Annotated in this window: 23 protein-coding genes; 3 read left to right on the top strand and 20 right to left on the bottom strand. The window is 68.0% G+C overall.

Annotated elements, in window-relative coordinates; translation table 11 throughout:
- The 20 genes from atpD to argS all read right to left on the bottom strand — a co-directional run bounded on the left by atpD (window position 1) and on the right by argS (window position 22487).
- Window positions 1-1455, bottom strand: a complete 1455-nt coding sequence (atpD, locus tag AC1MEQ_RS17715) for a F0F1 ATP synthase subunit beta (protein ID WP_479792606.1) — start codon at window positions 1453-1455, stop codon at window positions 1-3.
- A gap of 57 nt (window positions 1456-1512) precedes the next feature.
- Window positions 1513-2403, bottom strand: a complete 891-nt coding sequence (locus AC1MEQ_RS17710; protein WP_479792604.1) for a F0F1 ATP synthase subunit gamma — start codon at window positions 2401-2403, stop codon at window positions 1513-1515.
- 70 nt (window positions 2404-2473) lie between these two features.
- Complete coding sequence (gene atpA, locus AC1MEQ_RS17705; RefSeq protein WP_479792602.1) at window positions 2474-4111, bottom strand: F0F1 ATP synthase subunit alpha; 1638 nt, start codon at window positions 4109-4111, stop codon at window positions 2474-2476.
- Window positions 4112-4222: 111 nt separating this feature from the next.
- On the bottom strand, window positions 4223-5038 hold the full coding sequence (locus tag AC1MEQ_RS17700; RefSeq protein ID WP_479792600.1) for a F0F1 ATP synthase subunit delta: 816 nt from the start codon (window positions 5036-5038) through the stop codon (window positions 4223-4225).
- Complete coding sequence (locus AC1MEQ_RS17695) at window positions 5038-5589, bottom strand: F0F1 ATP synthase subunit B (RefSeq protein WP_479792598.1); 552 nt, start codon at window positions 5587-5589, stop codon at window positions 5038-5040. Before AC1MEQ_RS17695 ends, AC1MEQ_RS17700 begins: the two co-directional genes overlap by 1 nt.
- Window positions 5590-5644: 55 nt before the next feature.
- Window positions 5645-5863: an ATP synthase F0 subunit C gene (atpE, locus tag AC1MEQ_RS17690; RefSeq protein WP_343901976.1), complete on the bottom strand. Its 219-nt coding sequence runs from the start codon at window positions 5861-5863 to the stop codon at window positions 5645-5647.
- 69 nt (window positions 5864-5932) lie between these two features.
- Entirely contained in the window at window positions 5933-6739 is an 807-nt protein-coding gene (atpB, locus tag AC1MEQ_RS17685; RefSeq protein ID WP_479792595.1) for a F0F1 ATP synthase subunit A, read from the bottom strand.
- An 84-nt stretch (window positions 6740-6823) separates the two neighbouring features.
- The gene (locus AC1MEQ_RS17680) at window positions 6824-7066 is read right to left on the bottom strand and encodes a hypothetical protein (RefSeq protein ID WP_479792593.1); all 243 of its coding nucleotides are present in this window, start codon (window positions 7064-7066) and stop codon (window positions 6824-6826) included.
- The gene (locus tag AC1MEQ_RS17675) at window positions 7066-7548 is read right to left on the bottom strand and encodes a Cg1360 family ATP-synthase-associated protein (RefSeq protein WP_479792592.1); all 483 of its coding nucleotides are present in this window, start codon (window positions 7546-7548) and stop codon (window positions 7066-7068) included. Before AC1MEQ_RS17675 ends, AC1MEQ_RS17680 begins: the two co-directional genes overlap by 1 nt.
- 130 nt (window positions 7549-7678) lie before the next feature.
- Window positions 7679-8692, bottom strand: coding sequence for an MraY family glycosyltransferase (locus AC1MEQ_RS17670; RefSeq protein WP_479792591.1), 1014 nt, complete (start codon window positions 8690-8692; stop codon window positions 7679-7681).
- A complete protein-coding gene (locus AC1MEQ_RS17665; protein ID WP_479792590.1) occupies window positions 8689-10506 on the bottom strand; it encodes a polysaccharide biosynthesis protein in 1818 nt (605 codons plus the stop codon). Before AC1MEQ_RS17665 ends, AC1MEQ_RS17670 begins: the two co-directional genes overlap by 4 nt.
- Before the next feature lie 117 nt (window positions 10507-10623).
- Complete coding sequence (locus AC1MEQ_RS17660) at window positions 10624-11418, bottom strand: L-threonylcarbamoyladenylate synthase (protein ID WP_479792589.1); 795 nt, start codon at window positions 11416-11418, stop codon at window positions 10624-10626.
- Window positions 11419-11457: 39 nt separating this feature from the next.
- The gene (gene prmC / locus AC1MEQ_RS17655; RefSeq protein ID WP_479792588.1) at window positions 11458-12309 is read right to left on the bottom strand and encodes a peptide chain release factor N(5)-glutamine methyltransferase; all 852 of its coding nucleotides are present in this window, start codon (window positions 12307-12309) and stop codon (window positions 11458-11460) included.
- Window positions 12310-12313: 4 nt separating this feature from the next.
- Window positions 12314-13399 (bottom strand): peptide chain release factor 1, encoded by a 1086-nt coding sequence (gene prfA, locus AC1MEQ_RS17650; protein WP_479792587.1) that lies wholly within the window; start codon window positions 13397-13399, stop codon window positions 12314-12316.
- A gap of 146 nt (window positions 13400-13545) precedes the next feature.
- Window positions 13546-15681: a transcription termination factor Rho gene (gene rho, locus AC1MEQ_RS17645; RefSeq protein ID WP_479792586.1), complete on the bottom strand. Its 2136-nt coding sequence runs from the start codon at window positions 15679-15681 to the stop codon at window positions 13546-13548.
- 317 nt (window positions 15682-15998) lie between these two features.
- Window positions 15999-17003, bottom strand: a complete 1005-nt coding sequence (gene thrB / locus AC1MEQ_RS17640) for a homoserine kinase (protein ID WP_479792585.1) — start codon at window positions 17001-17003, stop codon at window positions 15999-16001.
- Window positions 17004-17006: 3 nt separating this feature from the next.
- A complete protein-coding gene (thrC, locus tag AC1MEQ_RS17635; protein ID WP_479792584.1) occupies window positions 17007-18107 on the bottom strand; it encodes a threonine synthase in 1101 nt (366 codons plus the stop codon).
- The gene (locus AC1MEQ_RS17630) at window positions 18108-19415 is read right to left on the bottom strand and encodes a homoserine dehydrogenase (protein WP_479792583.1); all 1308 of its coding nucleotides are present in this window, start codon (window positions 19413-19415) and stop codon (window positions 18108-18110) included. It lies immediately after the preceding gene.
- A 7-nt stretch (window positions 19416-19422) separates the two neighbouring features.
- Window positions 19423-20841 carry a diaminopimelate decarboxylase gene (gene lysA, locus AC1MEQ_RS17625; protein WP_479792582.1) on the bottom strand — a complete coding sequence of 473 codons (1419 nt, stop codon included), beginning with the start codon at window positions 20839-20841 and terminating at the stop codon, window positions 19423-19425.
- A gap of 2 nt (window positions 20842-20843) precedes the next feature.
- A complete protein-coding gene (gene argS, locus AC1MEQ_RS17620; protein WP_479792581.1) occupies window positions 20844-22487 on the bottom strand; it encodes an arginine--tRNA ligase in 1644 nt (547 codons plus the stop codon).
- Between the two features lie 158 nt (window positions 22488-22645).
- Between argS and AC1MEQ_RS17615 the strand changes: the two genes are divergently transcribed.
- From AC1MEQ_RS17615 to AC1MEQ_RS17605, 3 genes are read left to right on the top strand one after another with little or no spacing between them, the layout of a single operon-like run.
- Window positions 22646-23407 (top strand): DUF4129 domain-containing protein, encoded by a 762-nt coding sequence (locus AC1MEQ_RS17615; RefSeq protein ID WP_479792580.1) that lies wholly within the window; start codon window positions 22646-22648, stop codon window positions 23405-23407.
- Window positions 23404-23895 carry a hypothetical protein gene (locus tag AC1MEQ_RS17610; RefSeq protein ID WP_479792579.1) on the top strand — a complete coding sequence of 164 codons (492 nt, stop codon included), beginning with the start codon at window positions 23404-23406 and terminating at the stop codon, window positions 23893-23895. The genes AC1MEQ_RS17615 and AC1MEQ_RS17610 overlap by 4 nt, the downstream gene beginning before the upstream one ends.
- A complete protein-coding gene (locus AC1MEQ_RS17605) occupies window positions 23892-24899 on the top strand; it encodes an AAA family ATPase (RefSeq protein WP_479792578.1) in 1008 nt (335 codons plus the stop codon). Before AC1MEQ_RS17610 ends, AC1MEQ_RS17605 begins: the two co-directional genes overlap by 4 nt.
- The last annotated feature ends 8 nt before the right edge of the window (window positions 24900-24907 follow it).

The raw sequence follows: 24907 nt of genomic DNA, 5'->3' as shown, positions 1-24907 counted from the left end.
CTACTTGCCCTGGATTTCGGCCCACTGGCGCTCGACGTCGTCGAGTCCGCCAATGTTGAAGAAGGCCTGCTCGGCGATATGGTCGAGGTCGCCATCGCAGATGGCCTTGAAGCCCTCGATCGTATCCTTGATGGAAACGGTCGAGCCCTCCACGCCGGTGAACTGCTTGGCAGTGTAGGTGTTCTGCGACAGGAACTGCTGGATGCGCCGGGCTCGGGAGACGACGATCTTGTCCTCTTCCGAGAGCTCGTCGACACCCAGGATCGCGATGATGTCCTGCAGTTCCTTGTTCTTCTGCAGGATCGACTTCACGCGCACCGCCGTGTCGTAGTGCGCCTGGCCCACGTACTGCGGGTCGAGAATGCGCGACGTGGACGTCAGCGGGTCGATGGCCGGGTAGAGGCCACGGGAGGCGATTTCACGGGAGAGTTCCGTGGTCGCATCCAAGTGCGCGAACGTCGTGGCAGGAGCCGGGTCGGTGTAGTCATCCGCGGGCACGTAGATGGCCTGCATCGAGGTGATGGAGTGGCCCTTCGTGGAGGTGATGCGTTCCTGGAGGGTACCCATCTCGTCGGCCAGGTTGGGCTGGTAGCCCACGGCGGAGGGCATGCGGCCCAGCAGGGTCGACACCTCGGAACCTGCCTGCGTGAAGCGGTAGATGTTGTCGATGAACAGCAGCACATCCTGGTTCTGCACATCGCGGAAGTACTCGGCCATGGTCAGGGCCGACAGTGCCACGCGCAGGCGCGTTCCCGGCGGCTCGTCCATCTGGCCGAAGACCAATGCGGTGTCCTTCAGAACGCCGGACTCTTCCATTTCGACCCAGAGGTCGTTGCCCTCACGGGTGCGCTCTCCCACACCGGCGAACACCGAGGTGCCACCGAAGTTGCGGGCCACACGGGTGATCATTTCCTGGATCAGCACGGTCTTGCCCACGCCGGCACCACCGAAGAGGCCGATCTTGCCGCCCTGAATGTACGGGGTGAGGAGGTCGATCGACTTGATGCCGGTCTCGAGGATCTCCGTGGACGCCTCCAGGGACGCGAACGGCGGTGGCTTGCGGTGGATGGGCCAGCGCTCGGTGATCTCCAGCTCGGAGGCGGAGACGTCGAGCGGTTCGCCCAGCACGTTGAAGATGTGGCCCTTGACGACGTCGCCGACCGGGACGGAGATCGAGGATCCGGTGTCCTGGACGATGGCGCCGCGGACGAGTCCGTCGGTGGCCTGCAGCGAAATCGCGCGGACCAAGTCATCGCCAAGGTACTGGCTGGTTTCGAAGGTGACCGTGTGGGTCTCACCGTTGAGCGTGACCTCGGCGGTCAGGGCGTTGTACAGGGAGGGAAGGGCATCGGCCGGGAATTCGACGTCGACGACCGGGCCGGTGACGCGTGCAATGCGCCCGGTTGCACCCGGGGCTGCGGCGACGGTTCCCTGCTCGTTTAGTTGGGCAGTCATCTCTCTCACTTCGCTTGTATCTCTAGAGCGTGGGCATACATGGTGATCGGCCGGCTGCTACGCGCTGAGCGCGTCGGCGCCTGCCACGATTTCCGACAGTTCCTGGGTGATTTCGGCCTGACGGGCGTTGTTCCGAAGTCGCGTGTACTTCTTGATCAGCTCGTTGGCGTTGTCACCGGCCGCCTTCATCGCGCGCTGGCGTGCCGCCAGCTCGGATGCAGCCGACTGCAGCAGGGCCGCAAAGATGCGGGACTCGATGTAACGCGGTAGGAGCGCGTCCAGAACCTGTTCGGGCTCGGGTTCGTACTCATACAGCGGCAGCAGGTCGTTCTCCTGGGCCACTTCTTCCTCCACGACTTCCAACGGCAGCAACCGGATAACGGTTGGTTCCTGGAGGACCATGGACTTGAACTGCGTGTAGACGACGTGGATCTCCTCCACGCCACCTTCTTCGAACGGCGTGTTGAAGGCCTCCAGCAGCGCCTGGCCGATTTCGCGGGCCGTCTCGAACTTGGGCGCGTCGGTATCCCCGGTCCACACCCGCACAAAATCGCGGTTGCGGAAATCGTAGTATGCCTGGGCCTTGCGTCCGACGATGTAGGTGCTGACTTCCTTGCCCTCAGCATGCAGCAACTCGTTCAGTGCCTCAGCCTGCTTGATGGCGCTGACCGAGTAGGCACCTGCCAGACCACGGTCGGACGTCATCACCAGCACCGCCGAGCGGCGGATCTGCTCCGGCTCGGTGGTCAGGGGGTGATCGACCTCGGACTGGGATGCGACGGCAGAAACGGCACGGGTAATCGCACGGGCATACGGCAGCGAGGCCGAAACGCGGCTCCGGGCCTTGCCAATGCGGGAAGTGGCGATCAGTTCCATCGCCTTGAAGATCTTGCCCATCGACGAGGTCGAGGCGATCTTCTGGCGGTAGACCCGAATCTGGGCTCCCATGTTTATCCTTTCCTAGTCCGTGGTGGTGGTGGCTGGACTCTGGGGCCCGGCCACCACCTCACGGAGAACGTCAGCGCTTCTGCTTGACGATCTTTTCCTGGTCGACGTTCTCTTCACCGAGGGCGTCATGCTCCTCGTGCCCGGCGTTGACCAGCTGGTCCCCGCCCTGGCCGAAGAAGCCCTGCTTGAAGTCCTCGACGTTGGACTTCAGCGCCTCGACCGTCGAGTCCTCCAGCTTGCCCGTCTGGGCAATCGTGGTGAGCACATCGGTGCGGTTGCGCAGGTGCTCGATGAACTCCTGCTCGAAACGGCGGACGTCCCTGACGGGAACGGTATCCAGGTGGCCGTTAGTGCCGGCCCACACGGAGACGACCTGATCCTCGACCGGGTACGGCGCATACTGGCCCTGCTTGAGCAGTTCCATCAGGCGGGCACCACGGGTCAGCTGCTGCTTGGTCGCGGCGTCTAGGTCCGAGGCGAACATGGCGAACGCCTGCATGTCCCGGTACTGCGCCAGTTCCAGCTTCAGCGTGCCGGAGACCTTCTTCATGGCCTTGATCTGCGCCGAACCGCCCACGCGGGACACCGAGATGCCCACGTCGACTGCGGGACGCTGGTTGGCGTTGAAGAGGTCCGACTGCAGGAAGATCTGGCCATCGGTGATGGAAATGACGTTGGTCGGGATGTACGCCGATACGTCGTTGGCCTTCGTCTCGATGATCGGCAATCCGGTCATCGAGCCGGCACCGAGCTCGTCGGAGAGCTTGGCGCAACGCTCCAGCAGCCGGGAGTGCAGGTAGAAGACGTCACCCGGGTAGGCCTCGCGTCCCGGCGGACGACGCAGCAGCAGGGACACGGCGCGGTAGGCTTCGGCCTGCTTGGAAAGGTCATCGAACACGATGAGGACGTGCTTGCCGCCGTACATCCAGTGCTGGCCGATGGCCGAACCGGCGTAGGGCGCCAGGTACTTGAAGCCGGCCGGGTCGGAGGCCGGGGAGGCGACGATGGTGGTGTACTCCATGGCGCCGTGCTCTTCGAGCGACTGGCGGACCGCGGCGATCGTCGAGGCCTTCTGGCCGATGGCCACGTAGATGCAGCGCACCTGCTTCGAGACATCTCCGGAGGCCCAGTTGGCCTTCTGGTTGATGATGGTGTCGACGGCCAGGGCGGTCTTGCCCGTCTGGCGGTCGCCGATGATCAGCTGGCGCTGGCCGCGGCCGACCGGGATCATGGCGTCGATGGCCTTCATGCCGGTCTGCATCGGCTCGCTGACGGACTGGCGCTGCGTCACGCCGGGCGCCTGGAGCTCAAGCGGACGGCGTCCTTCTGGCTCGATGTCGCCCATGTCGTCGATGGGCATGCCCAGCGGGTCAACAACGCGGCCCAGGAAGTTGTCACCGACGGGGACGGAAAGGATCTCGCCCGTGCGGTGGACCTCCTGGCCTTCTTCGATCCCGGCGAAGTCGCCGAGGACGACGACGCCGATTTCACGGGTGTCGAGGTTCTGTGCCAGTCCCAGCGTGCCATCTTCGAAACGAAGCAGCTCGTTGGCCATTACGGAGGGAAGACCCTCCACCTTTGCGATGCCGTCACTAGCCGTGCTCACGCGACCCACCTCGACACGCTGCGCGTTGCCCGGTTCATAGGACGCGGCGAAGTCGGTCAAGGCGTTGCGGACGTCATCGGCGTTGATGGTCAAATCGGCCATCTGCAGTCCCTGCTCTCCTAGATTGTGGTTCCCGACCGGAGTTGCCTGGTGGAAACCGGGGTTTAATTCAGTCTGTGGTAGCGGCGGCGGGCCGCCCTCCGAAGTGGAGGGCTACCCGGCCAACCGACGGCGGAGTTCCGCGAGGCGGGTGGCTGCAGTTGCGTCAACAACCTCGTCACCGACGACTACCCGGATTCCTCCAACTAGTGATGGATCCACTGCGGCGTTGATCTTCAGATCGCGTCCGTAGAGCTTGTTGAGCCCGGCCTGCAGTCGGTTGAACTGCTCATCAGTCAACGGACGGGTGGCGCTGACATGCGCAATCCACCGCTGCTGGCGCTTGGCCACCAACTCCACAAACTTCTGCACGAGTGCAGCAGGCCTCAGTCCCCGAGGGGATTCGACGGCCTGGGTGATCAGGACCCGCGCGACCTCGCCGGCCTGCGGCGACACCTTCAGCGCAAGGGTGCGCTTGGCGTCGGCATCGGCCTGCGGGTCGTCGAGGGCGCGCTGCAGATCATGACTGGAACCCACAACCTGGATGAAGCCGAAGAGATCTTCTTCCAGGGCTTCGAGACCCGCAGGCCCTTCTGCCTGGCGCTCTGCCACGCTGATGGCCACGGTGGCGGCCAGCGTTTCGAGTGCATCGCCGATGTCACGCGCCGAGCCCCACCGGGAACCGGCGAGACCGGCCACGATGGACTGGGCCTCCGGGGAGACCTTTCCCTGCAGCAGCCGGGACGTCAGGGCCGTCATTTCCTCGGTGCTGCGCGACGGATCGGTCAGTGCGCGGCGCAAGCCGGCGCTGGAATCCAGGACGGCAAGCACCTTGAAGAGGTCCGTGGCCAACGGCAGGCCGGCCGTCGGCAGTTTTGCCTCCAGCTCGGACTGCGCCGCGGCCAGCGACTGGCTCGATACACCTGCCATTAGTTCGATGCACCTGCGCTCTGCTGGTTCTCGAGGTCGCTCAGGAAGCGGTCGACCACACGTGCGGAGCGTGCATCGTCATCGAGGGACTCGCCCACGATGCGGCTGGCGAGCTGCGTGGCCAGCGATCCGACTTCTCCCCGGAGGGAGACGACGGCAGCCTGGCGCTCGGCCTCGATCTGGACATGGGCCTGTTCGGTGATGCGCGCGGACTCGGCCGCCGCCTTCTCCTTCAGGTCGGCCAGGATCTTGGACCCCTCGGCACGGGCTTCCTCGCGGATGCGATTGGCTTCCGTGCGCGCGTCCAGCAGCTGCTGCTTGTATTCGTCGAGGGCTGCGTTGGCTTCCGCCTGCGCGGCCTCGGCTTTGGCGATTCCACCCTCGATGGCCGCGGAGCGTTCCTCATACGTCTTCTCGAATGCCGGGACGACAAACTTGTTGACGAGGTACAGCAGAACGAGGAAGGTCACCAGCGTCAGTGCGATTTCCCAGACATTGGGGACGAGGGGGTTTACCTTGCCCTCAGCCGCGCTTAGTGCTGCGTAGATCATAATTCACCCGTCTTTCTTAGACTCTAACCTTCGGTTCCCTGCAAGGACCCGAAGTTTAGACGCGGCCCCAGATGAAGGCGAAGACCAGGCCGAGGATGGCAAGAGCTTCGGTCAGCGCCAGGCCGAGGAAGGCGATCGGCTGCAGCACGCGCTGGGCCTCGGGCTGACGTGCGACGCCGTTGATGTATGCAGCGAAGACGAGACCCACGCCGATGGCACCGCCGATTGCGGACAGGCCGTAACCGATGGCGTTGAGGCTACCGTAGATTTCCATTGTGTTCCTTTCAGAATGCCGATTGGCAGGGTGTTTGGATACAGGGTATTCCCCGGGTGGGGAAAGCTTTTAGTGCTCTTCGACCAGTGAGCCCTGGATGTAGATGGCGGTCAGCAGGACGAAGACATAGGCCTGGAGGACCATGATCAGCACCTCGAAGAGGCCCATGCCGACACCGCCGATGAACGTCAGTACGCCCAGGCCCTTCAGGAAGATACCGCCCTCGACGATCATGTACGACGTGCCAGCGGCAGCGAGCATCACAATCAGGTGGCCGGAGAGCATGGTGGCGAACAGACGGAGGCTGTGCGTCAGCGGGCGGACGAAGAAGTTGGAGATGATCTCGATGACGATGATCAGCGGCAGGATGGCCTTGGGCACGCCGGAGGGGACGACGGCCAGCTTGAGGTAGGCGATGCCGTGCTTCTTCAGGCCGAGGAAGATCCAGAAGACGTAGACGATGCCTGCCAGCGCGTAGGCGGTGCCCACATGCGAGGTGGTCGGCATCTGGAAGATCGGCACGACGGCGAAGAGGTTGTTCACCAGGATGAAGAAGAACAGGCACATCAGCAGCGGCACGAAGGGCTTGAAGTCCTTCTCGCCGATGATGTCCTTGCCCACGGAGTTGCGTACGAAGTTGTACGCCGCCTCGCCGAGGAACTGGAATTTGCCTGGGACTAGCTGGCGACGGCGGGACGCTGCCATGAAGAACCAGGAGATGAGAATGACGGAGATGATGACCAGCAGCATCTGTTTGCCGAAGCCACTCCCGTAGTCCGCTCCCCAGGGGAGGATTTCGGGGAGGTGCATGTCCTCTAGGCCGGGGGCTTTGAAGCCGCCTTGTTCTGGGGCCGCCGGAAGCGCAAGCGCGATCAACGCGGTTCCTCTCTGCAGTGTCCGTCTTTGGGCAGTTTCGGTGCGAGGCCGTTTCCGACCCCTACCTGATGAAGTTGTTGGCTGTTACTCGTCCGCACCGCGAACCCGCCGGGAAGCGCGTTCTTTCCGATGGAGGAAGGCCAGATAATATCCGGCAACGGCACCAAGAAGGGCGCCGACAATCCAGATCCAAGATTGATGCAACAGGAAGTCCAACAACCACCCTATCAAACCCCACGCGATGATCCCGCCAACGATGTAGTTGAAGTTTTCACGAAAACGTGAGATCCCAGGCCTCGGGGAATTGCTGCTGCCGGGCTGGGCCATCAGTTCTTCCCTTCGTCCGCTGGGGTGGTGTTGACGGGGTCGTTGTAGAGCTGGAGGCGCAGCCGGGAGAAGGCATGCAACTCCACGACCTGCCAGATGACCACCGTCGAGATGACCCCGACGAGCAGCCACGTCCCGTCGAGCCATGCCGGCGCGCCGAGGCCGAAGGCCAGCACTCCGAGCACGACGACCTTCACCACGTACCCGATCATGAACGCCCCGAAGGCGGCGGAGGGATTCCGCCGTCCGACCAGGTGTCCGATGCCCAGGCTGATGCCGAAGAAGACGATGACGACGACTCCCGCAGCCAGCGAGCTGCCGGCAGCTGCCGGGCCCGCGGCCAACCAGGCCACGATCGCCACCAGCACGGTGGCGGCAGCGGCGACGGCAGAGCACTTGCGCAGGATCGACAGCCAGGGAGACGGGGTCGCCCCCGACTCCCGAACGGCGTGTGCGCCGCGGGGGTGTGCCGCCTCCGGCATGTACGTCCACCTCGTTGTCGTTCCTCCCGTCCGGCGCAGGGCACCTTGACGGGTGGTCAGGATTGTTGGCGTTCCCGCTGGGAACCCGGAACAATTCTACACGAGATAGAAATGTTACCAGCCAGCACTCTCAACGGGCGACCGGTCGCTGTCCGGACCGCCGGGCGATCCACGCTGGGCTGGACAGGTAGGCGGCGATGACGGCGATGATGAACAGGCCCCAGAGGAACTTTGCCGGGCCGGGTGTCAGGACGCTGAACATGGCACCTCCCGCGCAGAGCGCCGTGGCGCAGGTGACGGTCAGCGAGGAGGCGACATGGCTGAGGCCGACGTCGGTCAGCCGCTGGTAGACGTGTTGGCGGTGCGCGGAGTACCAGCGCTCCCCCGTGCGGATCCGCACGAGCAGCGTGTAGCCGGTATCGGCCAGGTAGATGACGACGGGCCCCAGCAGGTAGCCGGGTTCCATGCCGTTCAGGAACGCCGCTGCGCCGAGCGCGGCCAGCGTTGCCCCCAGCAGGTAGCTGCCGACGTCGCCGAGGAACACATGCCCGCGCCCGAGGTTCCACGGCAGGAAGGCAGCGAACGCGGCCGCGACCACCAGCGCGGGCGCGACCAGCCACGGTTGTCCGTCAAGCAGGCCGGCGCCGGCGAAGAACAGGCCGACGGTTAACCCGTGCAGGCCGCTAATCCCGTTGATGCCGTCCATGAAATTCGCGACATTGATGTAGGCGGTCACCGCCAAGGCGCCGACCAGGATCCACCAGGGCGAGCTGTCGGTGATGGCGACCATCGCCGTCGTGCCCAGGGCGCCGATGACCAGTTGGAGCCCGAAGCGCCACCCGACCGAGACGCCACGGTAGTCCTCGACCCACCCGAGCGTTGCGGCGGCCAGGGCGACCCCGGCGACCACGGGGAGCAGGGGGCCCGCGCTGCGCGGCCCGGCGAACCAGATGAGCGCGAAGCCGAGCAGCACGGCGACGGTGATGGTCAGCCCGACACCGCGCACGGCCGTGGTGGTGTGCGAGGAACGGTCGTTGGGGACGTCGATGACCCCCAGCCGCTGCAACACCGGGATGAGCGCGAAGGGCAGCAGCACACCGGCCGCGAAGGAGACGGCGACCGCGACGGTCTCAATGCCGGTCATGACACTGCTTCCCCGGTGTCCGGCCGGCCGAGGTGGCCCTGGCGTTCCTTCCATTCGCCCAGGTCCATCTCCGCCGGGTCGAGGATGTCGATGTGGGCGTGCGAGATCTTCGGGTGCAGCGGGCGTTCGTCGCCCTCCCCCTCGCCAATGAGGTCCTCGTGCAGCTTCTCCCCCGGGCGCAGGCCGGTGATCTCGATCTCCACGTCCTTGCCGCTGAGCTGGATCATGTGCTCGGCCACGTCCATGATGCGCACCGGTTTGCCCATGTCCAGGATCATGACCTCGCCGCCGCGGCCGATGGCCCCCGCCTGGATGACCAGCTGGCACGCCTCGGGAATGGTCATGAAGAAACGCGTCGCCTCGGGATCGGTGACCGTGACCGGGCCGCCTTTGAGGATCTGCTCGGTGAACAGCGGCAGAACCGAACCACGGCTGCCGAGCACATTGCCGAACCGCACGGATACGTATTTGCGTCCGGTCTGCTCGCCCATCCAGGCGGTGAGCTTCTCGGCCACCCGCTTGGAGTGGCCCAAAGCAGTCGTGGGGTTCGCGGCCTTGTCGGTGGAGATGTTCACGTAGGTGTCCACCTCGGCCGCCCGGGCGGCGTTGAGTACGTTGAGGCTGCCCATCACATTGGTCTTCCAGGCCTCGTCGGGGTACTGCTCCAGCAGCGAGACGTGTTTGAGCGCTGCGGTGTGGAAGACGACCTCGGGCCGGCGGTCGAGGAAGATCCCGGTGAGGGTCTCGGCGTCGCGGATGTCGGCCAGCACCGTGTCCTGTCCGTCGAGTAGCCCGCGGCCGGTCAGCGAGATCTGGGTGGCTTGCAGCCCGGTTTCGTCGCGGTCGAGCAGGATCAGCTCGGCCGGCTGAAAGACGCTGATCTGGCGGCAGAGCTCGGAGCCGATGGACCCGCCCGCTCCGGTGACCAGCACGCGCTTGCCGGTGACGTAGCCGGCGATCTCGTCGACGTGGATGTCCACGGGGTGGCGTCCGATGAGGTCCTCGATGGCTACCTCGCGGAAGGAGAACTCGTGGCCTCCGGTGAGCATGTCGCGCAGCGGCGGGACCACCAGCACCTTCAACCCCAGTGAGTGGCCCAGGTCGCTGATCTCGCGGATGGTGATGGCATCGATGTTGGCCATCGCCAGCAGGACAACGGTGGCGCGGGTGCGCCTGACGACGTCGGCGATGTCCTCACGCCGGCCCAGCACCGGGACGGAGGAGATGCGCAGGTGCTTCTTGGCGGGGTCGTCGTCGATCAGGCCAACGGGTTGCCACGGCGAGAGCCGGTCGTTGCTCATCCGCGTGACGATGGACTTGCCGACGAAGCCGGCGCCGTAGATCAGGGTGCGTTCGGCATGGTCGCCGGGCTTGGTCTTGGATTCGACGTGCATGCGCTTGACGTAGCGGATGGCGGCCATGAAGATGCAGGCGAACGGGAAGGCGATGAGCCCGGTCCCGCGGGCGATCTGCATCGGGATGCCGGCGAAGAGCAGGACCGCGGTGAGGATCACCGACACGGCGACGGTGACGATGACCAGCAGCTTGGCCTCGTGGAAGGACCCGAAGCTGTAGCGGCCCCTGTAGAGCGAGAGGGTGGTGCCGACGATGAACTGGCTGACGATCGCCACGGCGCAGACGATCGCGACGCCGTCGATCTTGCCGGGGTCGAACGTCATCTCGTAGCGCAGGATCACGGCCACGACGATGGCGATGATCCAGGCCACGGCGTCGAGGAGGAACTGCGAGCCGAGCCAGAGGATGCGGTCGCTGCTGGCGGTTTTGGGTACGTCGGGGCTGTGCCTGGTGCTCATGGATTGGCGACGCTCAGGTCTGTGCTCCTCGTCAATGGGCCGGATTCCCGGCCGGGACGCCGTGCGGGGCGGCCTCCCGAAATCGTGGGTGGTACGTACTGGGGACTGGATCGCCGTCTAGCTGGCGGGCCCCGGGTCCGCGCCCTCCTTCAGTTCTACACCAGAACCTTCGGGTTCGGCTTGAACGTTCGCCGCGTCGGGGGCGTCCTCGCCGAAGCCGAGCAGCGAGGGCACGTGCCGCCGCAGCTCTTCCAGGGGCAGGGCGCCCTGGCGCACCACGCGCAGCACGTCGCCGGTGCAGTCCACGATCGTGGACGGCAGGCCCGCTGCGACGGCGGCATCCACGCCGGTGCCCCCGACGTCCGTCGCGTCGGGGTCCGCTGCCGGGCGTGGCCCGCCGTCGAGGTAGACGGCGACCGATTCGGCGAGCATGGCCTCGGCCTCGGCGGCGGTGGACGCCGCGGGCTGGCCGGAGCGGTTGGCGCTGGAGACGGCCAATGGTCCGGTCGCGTCGAGCAGGTCGCGGGCCAAATCGTCGTCGGGGATGCGCAGGGCGACGGTGCCGCGGGTCTCCCCCAGGTCCCAGGTCAGGCTGGGCTGGCTGCGCAGGATCAACGTCAGCGGGCCGGGCCAGAAGAAGTTGGCCAGCAGTCGGGCGTCGTCGGGGATGTCGGTGGCCAGACCATCCAGGGTGCCCACCCGCGGGATGAGAACGGGCGGGGGCATGGTGCGCCCGCGGCCCTTGGCGGCCAGCAGGGTGGCGACGGCCTGCGGGGAAAAGGCGTCGGCGCCGATCCCGTACACCGTGTCCGTGGGGAGCACGATGCACTGCTTGGCGGCGATGGCCTCCTGTGCGGCGGCCAGGCCCTCGGAACGGGCGGGTTCGGTGGTGCAGTCAAAGCGTTCGGTCACGGGGTCCATTCTTCCATGTCGTGCTGTGGGGCCCCGCCGTCAGGCGAGGAACCCGGAGGTGACGCGGTCCGCGTCGTTCAGGTCACGGTGTCCGGCCACGTCGCGCCACCGGCCGCTGGCAGCGAAGAGCCCCAGCATGGCCGGGCCCTGCACGTCGGCGTGTTCCAGCGCCAGATAGCCGCCCGCGACCAGCAGCCGCTCGGCGGTGGCGATGACGGCCCGCGGCAGCTCCAGACCATCGGGGCCTCCACCGTAGAGCGCCAGGTCGGGGTCGTGGTCGCGGACCTCGGGGTCGCGCGGAATGGCCCCGGGCGGGATGTAGGGCGGGTTGGAGACGACGACGTCGAAACTGCCCTCCTCCCCGGCCAACGCGGTGCGCAGGTCACCGGCCACGAGGCGGACCCCATGGGACGCCGTGTTCGCGGCGGCGAACGGATAGGCCGTCTCGCTGAGCTCCACGGCGTGCACCTCGGAGCCGGGAACCTCGCTGGCGACGGACGCGGCAACGGCACCGGATCCGGTGCCCAGGTCCACGACGCGCACGGCCCCGCGCTCGGCTAGGACGGCGCGGGCACGGTCGATGGCCAGCTGGGCCAGCAGCTCGGTTTCCGGCCGCGGAATGAACACCCCGGGTCCAACGGAGAGCTCGAGGTGGCGGAAGTAGGCCACCCCGGTCAAGTGCTGCAACGGGATGCGCGTCGCACGCCGGTCCACGAGCTCGGCGTAGCCGTCGGGGACTGCGGCGCCGGCCAGGGCCAGTGCGGCCACCCGGCCCCGGGAGACGCCGAGCAGGTGACCGGCGAGCAACTCGGCATCGGCACGCGGAGAGGGGACACCGGCGTCGTGCAGTTGTGCCACCGCCCGGCGCAGGGCCACCTCGAGATCCACCAACGCCCTACTTCTTCTGGCTGTCGCCGATGGCGTTGAGCCGGTCCTGCTCGTCCATTTCGACGCAGGAGGCGATCACCGGGGCCAGGTCGCCGTTCATCACATGGTCCAGGTTGTAGGCCTTGTACCCGGTGCGGTGGTCGGCGATCCGGTTTTCCGGGTAGTTGTAGGTGCGGATGCGCTCGGAGCGGTCCATCGTGCGCACCTGGGACTTGCGGACCTCGGAGTTCTCTGCGTCGATGATCTCCTGCTGGTGGGCCAGTAGGCGGGAGCGCAGCACGCGCATGGCGGCCTCGCGGTTCTGGATCTGCGACTTCTCGTTCTGCATGGCCACCACGATGCCGGTGGGCAGGTGGGTGATGCGCACGGCGGAGTCGGTGGTGTTCACCGACTGGCCGCCGGGGCCGGAGGAACGGTAAACGTCGATCTTCAGGTCGTTGGCGTGGATATCGACTTCCTCGGGCTCGTCGACCTCGGGCAGCACCAGGACCCCGGCGGCGGAGGTGTGGATGCGGCCCTGGGATTCGGTGACCGGAACGCGCTGCACGCGGTGCACGCCACCCTCGAACTTCAGGTGGGCGTAGACGCCCTCCGCGGGGTCGTTGGACTTGCCCTTGATGGCCATCTGGGCGTCCTTGTAGCCACCGAGATCGGATTCGTTGGAGGAGATCAGCTCGGTCTTCCAGCCCATGTGCTCCGCATAGCGGGTGTACATGCGCAACAGGTCCGCGGCGAACAGGGCCGCCTCGTCGCCGCCTTCGCCACCCTTGACCTCGAGGATCACGTCGCGGGCGTCGTTGGGGTCGCGCGGGATGAGCAGCCGCCGCAGCTTCTCCTCGACCACGGGCAGGTCCTGCTCCAGGCGGGCGGCCTCCTCGGCGAACTCCGGGTCCTCGCCGGCCATTTCGCGGGCGGCCTCGAGGTCGTCGACGACCTGCGTGTAGCGCTTGTGCGCCTCGACAATGCCGTTGAGCTGCGCACTGCGCCGCCCGAGCTTGCGGGCCAGGGACTGGTCCTGGTAGACGGCGGGATCGCTGAGTTGGCGCTGCAGGTCGGCGTGCTCGTCGAGCAGGCCCTGGACGGACTCGAACATTGGCTCTTCTTTCTCGGCATCACCGCGGCCGCTCGACCACGTTGTGCCCCAGTCTAGGGAGGTTTGCGCCGCATCGGCGCTTAACGCACAACGCCCGGCCCGGCCCCGCGCATGGTGGCGGGACCGGTTCCGGGCGTATCAGGCAGCTAGGAGTCGGACTTGGACCCGAGGGTCGTCTTGGACACCAGCATGAGGAATTCAGCGTTGGACTGCGTCTCGCGGATCTTGGAGGTCAGGACCTCCAGGGCCTGCTGCGTCTCCAGTCCGGAGAGCACGCGGCGCAGGCGCCACATGATCTTGATCTCCTCGGCCGAGAGCAGGTTCTCCTCGCGGCGGGTGCCGGAATCCTTGACGTCCACGGCCGGGAAGATGCGCTTGTCCGCCAGCTGGCGGGACAGGCGCAGTTCCATGTTGCCCGTGCCCTTGAACTCCTCGAAGATGACCTCGTCCATCTTGGAACCGGTCTCCACCAGGGCGGTGGCCAGGATGGTCAGCGAGCCGCCGTTCTCGATGTTGCGCGCGGCACCGAAGAAGCGCTTCGGCGGATAGAGCGCCGCCGAGTCCACACCGCCGGAGAGGATGCGGCCCGAAGCGGGCGCGCTGAGGTTGTAGGCACGGCCCAGGCGGGTCATCGAGTCCAGCAGGACCACGACGTCCATGCCCATCTCCACCAGGCGCTTGGCGCGCTCGATGGCGAGTTCGGCGACCGTGGTGTGGTCGTCGGCCGGGCGGTCGAAGGTCGAGGCGATGACCTCGCCCTTCACCGTGCGCTGCATGTCGGTGACTTCCTCGGGACGCTCGTCGACGAGGACCATCATCAGGTGCACTTCGGGGTTGTTGACGGTGATCGCATTCGCGATGGACTGCAGGATCAGCGTCTTGCCCGCCTTCGGCGGCGAGACGATCAGACCACGCTGGCCCTTGCCGATGGGGGCGACCAGGTCGATGACGCGGGGGCCGACGAGCTTGGCCTCGGTCTCGAGGCGCAGCCGCTGCGAGGGGTAGAGCGGGACGAGCTTGTTGAACTCGACGCGGTCCGTGTTCTCCTCGACCGGCTTGCCGTTGACGGAGGTCAGCTTCACCAGTGCGTTGAACTTCTGGCGCTGGTTCCCGCTGTTGTTGTTCTCGCCATCGCGCGGGGCGCGGATGGCGCCGACGACGGCGTCGCCCTTGCGCAGGTTGCTCTTCTTGACCTGGTTCAGCGTGACGTAGACGTCGTTGGGCCCGGGCAGGTAGCCGGAGGTGCGGACGAACGCGTAGTTCTCCAGCACGTCCAGGATGCCGGCGACGGGCAGCAGGACATCGTCCTCGGTCACCTCGGTGTCATCGACCTCGGGCTGGTTGCGGTTGCGCCCACGCCGGTTGTTCCGGTCGTTGCGGTCGTTGCGGTTGTTCCGGTCGCGGTTGCGCTCGCGGCGGTTGTTGCGTCCGCTGCGGTCGTTCGAGTCGTTGTCGCGCTGGTTGTCCCGGCGGTTGTTGTTTTCCCGCTGGTTGTCCTGCTGGTTGTTACGACCCGAGTTGTCCTGCTGGGCGTTGCGACCCGAGTTGTCCTGCTGGGCGTTGCGGCCCGAATTGTCCTGCTGGCCCTTCTGGTTGTCGTCGCGGTTGTTCTCGCGCGATTCACCGGAGGAGTCGCCGTCGTTGTCGCGGCGGTTGCGCGAGCGGCGGTTGCGCGAACGATCGTTGCGGTCCCCGCGCTCGTTGCGGTCGTCGGAACGGTCGTCGTTGCCGTCCTGGGCGGAGTTGCCCTGGTCCTGGCCGGCGTCCTGGGTGGACTCGGCGGCCTGGGAGTTGGCATTTCCGTTGTCGGACGCACGGCGGGAGCCACGGCCCCGGCGCTGGTTCGAGCCGGATTCGGTCGAGGATTCGGCTTCACCGGACGGTGCGCTCTGCGCGGGGGCGGCGTCGGCTGTCTCGGTGACCTGGGGTGCCTGTCCGTCGCTGCTGGCGCGGCGGCTACGGCCGCGGCCACGGGCGGGTCGCTCGGCGGCTTCGGCATCCTTGCCGGACTGGGCGGCCTCGGCCGGAGCCTGCTCGGCGGAGGACTGCGACTTCTTGGCGGTCTCGGCCTTCGGGGCCTTCTCGCGGTCGGCAACGGAGCCGCCGCGCTGGTGGCTCGAGATCGCGGTCACAAGGTCGCCCTTGCGCATGCGCGATCCGCCGGTGATCCCCAGTTGCGACGCCAGTGCCTGGAGCTGGGCGAGCTTGAGCCCGGCCAGTCCGTTCTGCGGTGCCGTCGACGTTTCTTCCACGCCTGCAGTCAGGCTGGTGGTTTCGGTCACGAAGGTTCCTTCCCCCTCGTCAGGCGGATCGTGTCGGAACGATCCGCTGGGTTGTCTTCCGGTGATCCGCTTCAGATGCGGGCCGGCTGCTGGACGCAGCGGCGGTAAGCCGATGGCGCCCTGAGGCATTCATCCTGTGTGGTGGCCGTCGGATTCCCCAAGAGTCGGGGGACGACCAGTCTGAAAGCCGCACGCGGTGACGCGTCGGGCCGACACATGGGATCCACAATGTGGGGTTCTCGAAGTGCACGATCCAAGCGTGTCCGGATTCCGGCTGTGGCGACTCGCCACGGACCCGGAAACCGGGGTCAATACCGCTAGTGCCCTTCCAGTCTAGCACCGACACGGTCGACGCCGGGCATCAGGACACGCCAGGACACCGCAGGTGCCCCGCCCGTGCCGTCCGGCGCCGCGGAGACAAGGTCGGCGACCCGACGCGCCTCGTCGCCGGACGCGGCCAGGACCAGCACCGTGGGCCCGGCACCGGAGACGACGGCGGCGTGGCCGGCGGCCCGCAGCCGGGTGATCAGCTCCGCGGAGGCCGGCATGGCGGGCGAGCGGTAGCCCTGGTGCAAGCGGTCTTCGGTGGCGGCGAGCAGCAGCGACGGATCCCCGGCCAGGGCGTGCACCAGCAGTCCGACGCGTGCGCCGTTGGCCGCCGCCGTCGCGTGCGGGACGGCATCGGGCAAGAGCGAGCGCGCCGTGCGGGTGGACAACTCGATGTTGGGGACGGCCACCACGGGCACGATGCGTTCGTCCAGCGACAATGCGGTGCTGGTGGCCCCGGCGTCGTCCTGCATCGACAGGGTCAGGGCACCGAAGACCGCCGGCGCAACATTGTCGGGGTGGCCCTCCAGGCGCGCGGCGGCGGCAAAGACCGGCTCGCGGTCGGTGATCTCGCGGCGCAGGGCCGCGGGAAGCAGGGCATCGGCGGCCGTGAGGGCCGAGACGATGGCCGCGGCGGATGAGCCCAGTCCACGGCCGTGCGGGATGACATTGCGCGCGTGCAGCCGCAAGCCCGCGGGCGCCGCACCGGCATCGGACCAGCGGGCCAGGATGGTGCGGGCGACCAGGTGGCTCGAGTCGGTGGGCAGGCAGCCGGCACCCTCCCCCTCGATGTCCACGTGCACGCCGGTCTCGGCCGTGGTGGTGACCGTCAGGGTGTCGTGCAGCCCCAACGCCATGCCGAGGCAGTCATAGCCCGGGCCCAGGTTGGCGGTGGTCGCGGGCACGACGACGGTCACGCTCTGCCCCGGGGCGACGGACGGACCGGCGACGGGGGCCTGGGGCACCGGGGCACCGGCGGGGTTGCTCGAGGCCACGGCTCAGGCCAGACCGAGGGCGTCGGCGACCGAGACGACGTCGAAGTCCACCTTGGTGGGCGTGACATCGGATCCGTCGGCGTTGCGCAGGGCCCATTGCGGGTCCTTCAGTCCGTGGCCGGTGACGGTGATGACGATCTTCTTGCCGGAGGGCACCTGGCCGGCGGCGTGGTACTTGAGCAGCCCGGCGACGCCCGCGGCGGAGGCCGGCTCGACGAAGACGCCCTCGCGGGCGGACAGCCAGCGGTGCGCCTCGAGGATCTCCTCGTCGGTGACGGCGTCGATCAGGCCGCCGGATTCATCCCGCGCTGCCTCGGCCTGGGCCCAGGAGGCGGGGTTGCCGATGCGGATGGCAGTGGCGATGGTGTCCGGTTCGGTGATGGGGTGCCCGGCGACGATCGGGGCCGACCCGGCGGCCTGGAAACCCCACATGACCGGGCGCCTGGTCGATACGGCGGGCAGGGTGCCCGCGGTTTCGGACTCGTAGGGCTCGGAGTATTCCTTGTAGCCCTTCCAGTAGGCGGTGATGTTCCCGGCATTGCCCACGGGCAGCAGGTGGTAGTCCGGGGCGTCGCCGAGGGAGTCCACGACCTCGAAGGCTCCGGTCTTCTGGCCCTCGATGCGCGCGGGGTTCACCGAGTTCACCAGGAAGACCGGGTAGTTCTCGGACAGCTTGCGGGCCACGTCCAGGCAGTTGTCGAAGTTGCCGTTGACCTGCAGCAGCTCGGCGCCGTGGGCGATGGCCTGGGAGAGCTTGCCCATGGCGATCTTGCCGTCCGGGACCAGCACGGCGCACTTGATGCCGGCCTGGGTGGCGTAGGCAGCGGCGGAAGCCGAGGTGTTGCCGGTCGAGGCGCAGACCACGGCCTCGGCTCCGGCGGCGACGGCGGCGGTGATCGCCATGGTCATGCCGCGGTCCTTGAAGGAGCCGGTGGGGTTCATCCCCTCGACCTTCAGGTACACCTCGGATCCGGTGAGCTCGGACAGCGCCGGGGCGAGGACCAGCGGTGTGCCGCCCTCCCCCAGGGTGATGACCCGGGTGGAGTCGTTGACGGGCAGGCGGGATGCGTATTCGCGGATGACTCCGCGCCACTGGTGGGCCACTTAGTTTCCTTCGACTCTCAGTACTGATGTAACGGCGGTGACGACCTTCAGCGCCTCGATGTCCGCCACCGTGGCGGCCAGTGCGGCCTCGCTGCCCTGGTGGGTGACGAAGCGCAGCGTGGCCGAGCCGGGCTCGTCCCCGTCCACGGGGTCCGGGATCTGGCGCATCGATTCGATGGACACGCCGCGCTCGGTGAAGATCGTGGCGATCCTGGCCAGCACGCCGGTCTTGTCGTTGACGCGCAGGCCGATGCTGTAGCTGGTCGACACGGCCTGGATGGGCAGCGCCCGCACGGTGCCGGTGGTGGATTCGGTGCGCCCGGGCCCACCGAGAACGACCCGGCGGGCAGCGGAGACGACGTCGCCGACGACCGCGGACGCCGTCGGCTTGCCGCCGGCGCCCTGGCCGTAGAACATCAGTTCCCCGGCGTTGTCCGCCTCCACGAACACGGCGTTGAAGGCCCCGTGGACGGCGGCCAGCGGGTGCACCCGCGGGATCAGCGTGGGGTGGACGCGCACCCCGACGCCCTCGGAGCCGTTGCCGTCGCCGAGGCGTTCGGCGATGGCCAGCAACTTGATGACCATGCCCTGTTCCCGGGCAGCGGCGACGTCGTCGGCGGTGACGGAGGTGATGCCCTCGCAGTGCACGTCGTCCAGGTCGAACGGTGCGTGGAAGGACAGGGTCGCCAGGATGGCGGCCTTCGCGGCGGCGTCGTGGCCCTCGATGTCGGCGGTGGGGTCGGCCTCGGCATAGCCGAGTTCCTTGGCCCGCTCCAACGCGTCCCCGAACTGCGCGCCGGTGGTGTCCATGGCGTCGAGGATGTAGTTCGTGGTCCCGTTGACGATGCCCATGACCTTGGTGATCCGGTCGCCGGCCAGCGAGTCGCGGATCGGCCGCAGGATCGGGATGGCCCCGGCGACGGCGGCCTCGTAGGAGAGCTGCACGCCGGCGTCCCCGGCGCGGGCGGAGAGCCCGGGCAGGTCCTTGGCCAGCAGCGCCTTGTTCCCGGTGACCACGGTGGCCCCGCCGTCGATGGCCCGGCGGATCAGCGTGGCCGCCGGCTCCAGCCCGCCCATGAGCTCGATGACGATGTCGGCGTCGTCGATCAACGCCTCGGCATCGGTGGTGAACAGCGACGCGGGCAATTCGACGTCGCGCGGTGCAGCGGTGTTGCGGACCGCGATGCCGGCTAGTTCGAGTTCGGCACCCACGCGTGTGGTGAGTTCACCGGCGTCGTCCAGCAGGATCCGTGCCACCTGTGAACCGACATTGCCGCAGCCGAGCAGGGCCACCCTGAGTTTCTTCACGTGTTATCTACGCTCCCATGTCACGGGCCAACAAATCGTCTTCGGTTTCCCTGCGGATGATGGTGCGGGCCGTGCCGCCGCGAACGGCGACGACGGCCGGGCGGGCCAGGTAGTTGTAGTTGCTGGCCAATGCCCAGCAATAGGCCCCGGTCCCCGGGACCGCGAGCAGGTCGCCCGCCGCCACATCGTCCGGCAGGTAAACGTCCCGCACGACTATGTCACCACTTTCGCAGTGCTTTCCAACCACGCGGGACATAATCGGTTCACTATCCGTCACACGCGAGGCCAGCACCGCGGTGTAGTCCGCGTCATAGAGGACCGGGCGGGCGTTGTCGCTCATCCCGCCGTCGACCGAGACGTAGCGCCGCGGCAGGGTGCCGTCGCCGTTCAGGACCTGCACGGTCTTGCGCACGCCGGTCTCGTAGAGGGTGAACGTGCTGGGCCCGGCGATCGCCCGGCCCGGTTCGATCGAGATCCGCGGCACGGCCAGTGACAGCGCGGCGGCTTCCTGCTGCACTACGGCGGCCATCGCCTGGGCGAGGACGGCGGGCTCGCGCGGGGTGTCGGCCTCGGTGTAGGCGATGCCGTAGCCGCCGCCGAGGTCCAGCTCGGGCAGCTCCACGCCGTGGGCGTCGCGGATTCCGGCCAGGAAACCGAGCATCTTGCGGGCGGCGACCTCGAAGCCCTCGGCCTCGAAGATCTGCGATCCGATGTGCGCGTGGATGCCCAACAAGGTGATGGACGGCGACGCCAGCGCGAAGGCGACCGCGTCAGCGGCGGGCGAGGCACCGGCGTCGTCCGCGACCATGGACAGGCCGAACTTCTGGTCCTCGTGGGCGGTGGCGATGAATTCGTGCGTGCTGGCGTGTACCCCGGGGGTGAGCCGGAGCATGACGTGGGCGGTGGTGCCCAGCCGGCAGGCGATCGCGGCGACGCGTTCGAGCTCGTCCAGGCTGTCCACCACGATCCGGCCCAGGCCCATGTCCAGGGCGGTCTCGATTTCCGCGGTGGACTTGTTGTTCCCGTGCAGGCCCAGATTCGCCGCCGGGACCCCGGCGCGGCGGGCCACGGCGAGTTCGCCGCCGGAGCAGGTGTCCAACCGCAGGCCCTCGTCGGTCACCCAGCGGGCGACCTCGGTGCACAGGAAGGCCTTGCCGGCGTAGTAGACGTCGACCCCGCCGCACAGCTCGGCGAAGGCGGCGTTGAACGCATCGCGGAAACCGGCGGCACGGGAACGGAAGTCGTCCTCGTCCATCACGAACAGCGGGGTGCCGTATTCGCGGGCCAGTTCGGACACGCGCAGTCCCTGGACGGCCAGTTCGCCGTCGTCGGTGCGCGCCACGCCGTCCGCCCACTGGACCGGGCGCAGCGCGTTGGCGTCGGCGGGGTAGGACAGCCAGTCGGGGGCCAAGGCTGAGGCGGCCATGGCTACATCTTCTCCGGTGCCGAGACGCCGAGCAGGTCCAGCCCGTTGGCCAGGACCTGGGTGGTGGCGTCGTTGAGCCACAGGCGGGTGCGGTTGACGTCCTCGACCGGTGCCTCCGCCAGCGGGGTGATGCGGGTGGCCCCGTACCAGCGGTGGTAGGCCCCGGCCAGGGACTCGAGGTACCGCGCGACGCGGTGCGGCTCACGGTGTTCGGCGGCTCCGGCGAGGTGGTGCGGGAACTGGGCCAACACGGCGAGCAGCTCGTTCTCGGTCGCGTGCGTGAGCAGGGACGCGTCGAAGGCGCTGCGGTCCACGCCGGCCGCCGCGGCATTGCGGGCGGCGGCCCGGGAGCGGGCGTGGGCGTACTGCACATAGAAGACCGGGTTGTCGTTGGTCTTCTGCACCAGCAGGTCCAGGTCGATGTCGATGTTCGAGTCCGAGGAGTAGCGGGTCAGGGCGTAGCGTGCGGCGTCCACGCCGACGGCGTCGACCAGGTCCTCAAGGGTGACGACGGTGCCGGCGCGTTTGGACATGCGCACGGGTTTGCCGTCGCGCACCAGGTTGACCATCTGCCCGATCATGACCTCGACGCAGTCCGGGTCGTGACCCAGCGCGGCGGCAGCGGCCTTCAGGCGGGCCACGTAGCCGTGGTGGTCGGCGCCGAGCATGTAGATGTTCAGGTCGAACCCGCGGGACCGCTTGTCATGGATGTAGGCGATGTCACCGGCGATGTAGGCGGCGTTGCCATCGGATTTGATGACCACGCGGTCCTTGTCGTCGCCGTGGTCGGTGGAGCGCAGCCACCAGGCGCCATCGGCGAAGTACAGGCTGTCGGAGGTCTTGAGCTGTTCGAGCAGCTGCTCGACCGAGCCGTCGCGGTGCAGCGAGTCCTCGTGGAAGTACACGTCGAAGTCGACGCCGAAATCGTGCAGCGAGGACTTGATCTCGCCGAACATCATGTCGACGCCGATGGCACGGAAGCGTTCCTGCGGGTCGTCGGCCTGCAGGATGTCCGGTTCGATGGCGATCACGCGGGCGGTGATGTCGTCGATGTACTCGCCCGCGTAGCCGTCCTCCGGGGTCGGTTCACCCTGCGCATTGGCCAGCAGGGAGCGCGCGAACCGGTCGATCTGGGCACCGTGGTCGTTGAAGTAGTACTCCCGGGTGACCTCGGCCCCCTGGTTCTGGAAGATGCGCGCCAACGAGTCCCCGACCGCGGCCCAGCGGGTGCCGCCCAGGTGGATGGGGCCGGTGGGGTTGGCGGAGACGAACTCGAGGTTGATGCGGTGTCCGGCCATGACCGTACCCGAACCGTAGGCGGCACCCGCCTCGACGATGGCCTTCGCCAGCCCACCGGCGGCGGCAGCGTCGACGGTGATGTTCAGGAAGCCCGGTCCGGCGATCTCCACGGCGGTGACCCCGGGGATCTCCACGAGGCGCCCGCGCAGCACGGTGGCGAACTCCCGCGGGTTCATGCCGGCCTTCTTGCCCAGCTGCAGGGCGATGTTCGTCGCCCAGTCGCCGTGCTCGCGGCTCTTGGGCCGCTCCACCCGCACCTCGTCGGGGACGTCAACGGTGAATTCACCGGCCGCGACGGCGTCGCGCAGGCAGGCGGAAATGGCGAGGGAGAGTTCTTCAGGAGTCACCACACAAGGATAACGGTCGCCACCCCGGCTCCCCGACTCGGTGAACCGGCAGGTCACGCGCGTAACGACGTCGCCCCACCGGCGCCGCCCTCCCCTCCCGCCAAACGGCCGGTGCTGGTAGATTCCGAACCAACTGCTTCACAGGGACGAGGGAGACCATGGACGCTGACCCAGCCGGGCGACGGCTGCCCCGGCCGTCCGCCGTGTTCCTGCTCGTCTTCCTGGGCTCGCTGCTGGTCGTCTTCGGGGCCGCGACCCTGCCGGCCATGACGCACCACAGCCCGCAGGGCCTCGTCCTGCCGACCCCGGACCTTCCCGCTCCGGCCCAAGCGACGCAATCCGCGGAGCCCTCCGGGGATCCGGTTGCACCCGAAAGCCGCCCGGATGACGCCGCCATCGGCAGGATCGGCCAGACGATTGCCGCGGTGCTCTTCGCCGTCGTCGTCCTGTTCGTTGTCGGGATGGTCCTGTCACTGCGCCGCCAGGCCCGTACCGCCGACCCGCCCCATGCCGCAGCGGCCGATGACATCCCCTCCGAGGCGAAGCTGCGCGCCGAGGTCGCCGCCACGCTCGCCCGGGCCGAGACGTCGCTCGAAGGTGCCACCGGTGCGCAGATCCGTTCGCGCATCATCGCCTGCTGGGCCGAACTCGAACGCCTGGCCACCACCCGGGGCCTGCGGCACGACCGCGCGTCGACCCCGACCGAGCAGGCCGGTGCCATGCTGGCCGCCTTCGGCGTCCCGTCCCCACCGCTGGCCCGTCTGCTCGCCCTCTATGAACGCGTCAGGTACGACGTCGGTGTCCCGGGTTGGGAGCCCGGCGACGAGCAGGTGCGCCAGGCCGGGGCCGACTTCGCACGGCTAGCCGAGGCGGTCGGCACCGCAGACCGTGTCCACCACCACGCGGGAGCCGGGGAGTGAGCGCCGGAGGGGTGCGTCGCAAGACGGCGTGGATAGGGCCCCTCTGCTTCGGCACGGTCGCGCTGGCCTTTTGCCTGTACACCCGCATCGACCCCGGGCACACCGCGCTGTTCACCGCCGTGGGCGTCTGCCTGGGGTACCTGTTCACGCTGTTCCCCCTGCTGACCTTCTCCGGTCGGGCCATGCTCGCGCCGGGGCGGCCCGCCAACGGCAACGAGGCCTTTCGCACCACTGCGTTCGCCCTGCTCGCCCAGCGCGTCCATCGGCACTCCCCCGCGGCGACGGCGCTGGAGTATGCCGTCGCCATCGCCGTCCGGGCCGCTGGGGACGTGGAGTCCGTCGGCCCCGCAACGGTCCTCGTCCAGCGTGAACTGGCCGCCGGACACGACCTCACCGCCCGCCAGACGACGGCAGCGGCGCGTGAAATCCAGGCCTGCCTCGCCGACTCACCAGCCACCTCCATAGCCCCCTCGAAAGGCACACCATGACCGATCGACCCTCCAATATCGACCGTTCCTCCGTCCATGCCGCTCCCGAACCGGCCGTCGAGCAGATCGCCGCTGCCGGCGCCGCCGTCCTGGACGGTGTTGGCCGGGCGGTCGTGGGGACCCGTGAGCCGCTGCGGTTGGCCCTGGCCTCCGTGTTGGCCGGCGGCCATGTGCTCTTCGAGGACATGCCCGGGCTGGGCAAAACCCTGGTGGCCCGGTCCTTGGCGCAGACGCTCGGCCTGGGGTTCCGGAGATTGCAATGCACCCCCGACCTGCTGCCGTCCGACGTCACCGGGTCCTCGATCTTCGATCCCGTCGAGCGGACGTTCGACTTCCAGCCCGGGCCGGTCTTCACGGGCCTGCTGCTGGCCGATGAGATCAACCGCACCTCGCCCAAGACCCAGTCGGCCCTGTTGGAGGCCATGGCCGAGGGGCAGGTCTCCGTGGAAGGGGCGACACGGACCCTACCGGTGCCCTTCCATGTCTTCGCCACGTCGAACCCAGTCGAGTTCGAGGGGACCTATCCCCTCCCTGAAGCCCAGTTGGACCGGTTCCTGGTCCGGTTGTCGCTGGGCTATCCCACGGCGCAGGCGGAAGCCGACATCGTGGCACGCCGTCTGGTTCGCGGTCTGGTCGAACCGGTCCTGGACCCCGTGCTGGATGCGGCAGGTCTGCGCCGGCTGCAGGAATCACTGTCCGGCATTCCCGTTTCCCCTGACATCATCGATTACGCGGTCCGGCTCGCCGCCGCCAGCCGCGACCTCGACGAGGTGCAGGTCGGGGCATCTCCCCGCGGCTCCCAGGCACTGGTATTGCTCTCCCGCGCCGTCGCCGCATTGGATGGCCGGGCCTACGTGGTGCCCGAGGACGTCAAGGCCGTGGCGGTCCCCGCACTGGCCCACCGGCTGGTGCTCTCCCCGGCGGCCTGGGCCCGCGGGTCCGACCCGGTGGAACTGGTCCGGCAACTCACCGCTGCGGTCCCCGTACCGGCGACGGCGCCGTGACGGAACTG

The sequence above is a fragment of the Arthrobacter sp. ASL1 genome (assembly GCF_056680475.1).
The sequence above is the reverse complement of the archived record's forward strand: the minus strand, read 5'-3'. Positions and strand labels throughout refer to the sequence as shown.